The 1,854-nt window shown below is 69.7% G+C and carries 2 protein-coding genes; one reads left to right on the forward strand and one right to left on the reverse strand.

The genetic code is table 11. The features are described 5' to 3' along the window. Positions 1–86: 86 nt before the first annotated feature. A complete protein-coding gene (locus HW130_RS32770; protein ID WP_177153415.1) occupies positions 87–617 on the reverse strand; it encodes a hypothetical protein in 531 nt (176 codons plus the stop codon). A gap of 474 nt (positions 618–1,091) precedes the next feature. On the opposite strand from HW130_RS32770, the gene HW130_RS32775 reads away from it, so the two are divergent. Beyond that, entirely contained in the window at positions 1,092–1,601 is a 510-nt protein-coding gene (locus HW130_RS32775; protein ID WP_177153416.1) for a DinB family protein, read from the forward strand. The last annotated feature ends 253 nt before the right edge of the window (positions 1,602–1,854 follow it).

Below are 1,854 nucleotides of genomic sequence, written 5' to 3' on the forward strand. Positions count from 1 at the left end.
CGCGGCAATGACCTGCTCGCGAGTGGTGATGTCCTCGCCGACCACGTCCATGCTCCGCTGTCCGCCGTGACACGGGAGCGTGTTGCTCAGGCGTTGCCGACGACCTCCGCCAACTCGGCTGCGGACTCGGAGGTCAGACGGTAGAACCCCTGAAGGCTGATCGAGCGTTCGAGACGCCCGTCCACCACGTATTTGAGACTGCGTGTCCGGCCTCGGCGATTACGCCATGCAAGCGTCGACAGAAGATCACCGGGGATCGGCGTGTCGAAGCGTACGGGCGTCGCGTCCACGTGCACCGCCGCGGCGCCGCAGCCGTCGGCGCCCAGCATCGACCAGTCGCCGTGCCCGGGGAAGGCCGGATCCTGCCACGTCGCGGGGCCGGTGCCGCAGCAGTCGCGCCGCTCCATGTCGATCACCCGCATCCGACTCACGACGAACACGACGCACCGGTTGACGTGCAGCGCGTACACCTCGTCCCCCGCGCGGGCACCCGACCAGGCGGGCAGGGAGGAATGGACGCCGCTGAAGGCGACCGGCGGCCGCTCGCCCACGCGACCCGCCTTGCGCAGGGCACGGCACGTGTCATGGGTCCACAAGACGGTGAAGGCATCAGACATGCGGTGATCCTATGGACGAGGGCTGACAGCCTCGGGCGAGACTCCCGCCGGCCACGTCGTCCCCGCCTGATCCCTGAAGCCTGATCGGACCCCGACCTGGCGGAGGCCTTTCGCACTGCTGTGGCACACCGCCCGCGTGGAACAAATCGCTGTGAGGCGATGAGCGGTGGCGCACGTACCGCCACCGAGGCACTTCGGCCTGCTGAGCGAAGGAGCCGCCGCCCCATGAGGGCGTCGGGTCTCCCTGCCGGCTCAGCATGAGGTCAGCCGGCCTTTGGGCCAGCCGGCGTTTGGCTTGTGCATCACGCGAATGGTTGGAGGGGCGGCTTGGCCCGGCCGGCCCGGCTGGGCACCGGGCGGCAGCGCGTCCGGGTCCCGCACCCGATGGGGCGACCGCCGTGGAAGTCTCCGCCTCCTGGTCCGCTCACCGCAAAGAGCCTCTATAGAGGGGGCAAGCGCCCTATCGTTGCGGTCATGGTTTTCCTGTCGCCGACGGACCCGGCCGTCTTCCACGCAGCGCTCCGCGATCAGTTCGAGTCGTTCCTCAATGAGCATCGAGCCGCGCTGCACGACAGTTTGAACGGGCTGACCGAGAAGCAGGCGCGCCGGTCGCTGGTCACGTCCAAGACCACACTCCTGGGCCTGGTCAAGCACGCCACGTTCGTCGAGAAGGTCTGGTTCGACGAGGCGATCACGTGCCGGTCCCGCACCGAGATCGGCATTCCCGACTCGCCCGACGAGTCCTTCGATCTCGACGACGGAGACACGATCACCTCCGTCCAGCGGGCCTACCAGCAGGCCTGCGCGGCGTCCCGTGAGGCCACGTCGGTGCTGACGCTGGACGACCTCGTACGGGGCAATCGCCGAGGTCCGTTGCCCCTGCGCTGGGTCTACCTCCACGTGCTGCGTGAGCTGGCCCAGCACTGCGGCCACGCGGACATCCTCCGCGAGCAAGTCCTCAGCGACAGCGCGCACCGCGGCTGAGGCGTACGACAGGAGGCGGCCGGCTGAGCGGCGAGGACAACCCGGCCGCGCTGTCGTGGGGATCCGCCGGCGTCGAGCGTCCGCGGTCGCGCTCGGCGGCGGCGCGCTCCCGGCGGCCCGGCCGCAGGGGACGACCCGGACCAACATCGAACGAACAAGATCACACGTGCGGCAGACCGGGCGCGCAGGAGGGGCACAGGCCGCGGTAGGTGACCTCGGCCTCAAGGACCGTGAATCCGAACCGTTCCCCGGC

This window comes from Streptomyces sp. PKU-EA00015, assembly GCF_013387495.1.
Lineage (GTDB): Bacteria > Actinomycetota > Actinomycetes > Streptomycetales > Streptomycetaceae > Streptomyces.

Bases quoted from the DNA above. Each gene is read 5' to 3' on its own strand.
- HW130_RS32775 (WP_177153416.1), top strand. From the start codon at position 1,092: ATGGTTTTCCTGTCGCCGACGGACCCGGCCGTCTTCCACGCAGCGCTC.
- HW130_RS32770 (WP_177153415.1), bottom strand. From the start codon at position 617: ATGTCTGATGCCTTCACCGTCTTGTGGACCCATGACACGTGCCGTGCC.